The sequence below is a fragment of the Oleiphilus sp. HI0066 genome, assembly GCF_001635725.1.
Genome location: NZ_LWFH01001763.1, coordinates 1 through 789 on the forward strand (window position 1 = coordinate 1; position 789 = coordinate 789).

The 789-nt window shown below is 48.9% G+C and carries 1 protein-coding gene; it reads right to left on the reverse strand.

Annotated elements, in window-relative coordinates; genetic code table 11:
- A partial coding sequence (locus A3738_RS27340; protein ID WP_255376212.1) for an amidase family protein occupies window positions 1–789 on the reverse strand: 789 nt, incomplete at both ends.

A 789-nucleotide genomic window follows, 5' to 3' on the forward strand; every position in this document is an offset into this window, starting at 1 on the left:
GCGTTAGCAAACAATCATATTGTGCAACAATCGCATCGCATTTTGCTTTCAATTCTTGCAAGCGATATTGCGCGGTAAACAAGGCCGCAGCACTTGCATTCTTGCCTGGTTCGATGATCTCTCGCACAACTGGGAACATTGCTTCAGGTTGCTCATCAATTAAAGGTTGTGTTGCCAAGTAACGCTCAGTTACCCAAGGTCCCTCGTATAACAATTTCGCAGCTTCAACAAAGGGCGAGAAGTCGAGCTCTTCAATCTGAGCACCGTCATCTTTAATGCGTTCTACAGTCGCTAAATACGCGTGCTCGTATGCTGCGTCACCGAAGAATTCGAGCTGATCTGATTGGATGACTCCGATTTTCAAATCCCCTGCACGCACACCATATTGCCGTGTTTGATTAGGATAAGGATTGGCACGACTATAGCCGTCATTGTCATCAAGCCCTTCTGCGACCGACAAAACTAAGTTCGATTCATCTGCGTTCAGCGCAAAAATCGTCATGCAATCTAAGCTACGACACGCTGGCAACATGCCGCTGGCAGACAACAACCCTCGTGTTGGTTTAACGCCATATAAGTTATTCAGGCAGGCCGGCACGCGTCCTGAACCGGCGGTGTCAGTGCCTAAACTGAAGCTTGCTAGGCCTAAGGCGACTGACACAGATGAACCCGCGCTTGAGCCACCACTGATGTACTTCGCATCGAAGGCATTACGACATTCACCGTAGGGCGAGCGTGTGCCATTTAGCCCTGTGGCAAATTGATCCAGATTCGTTTTACCAACAGGTA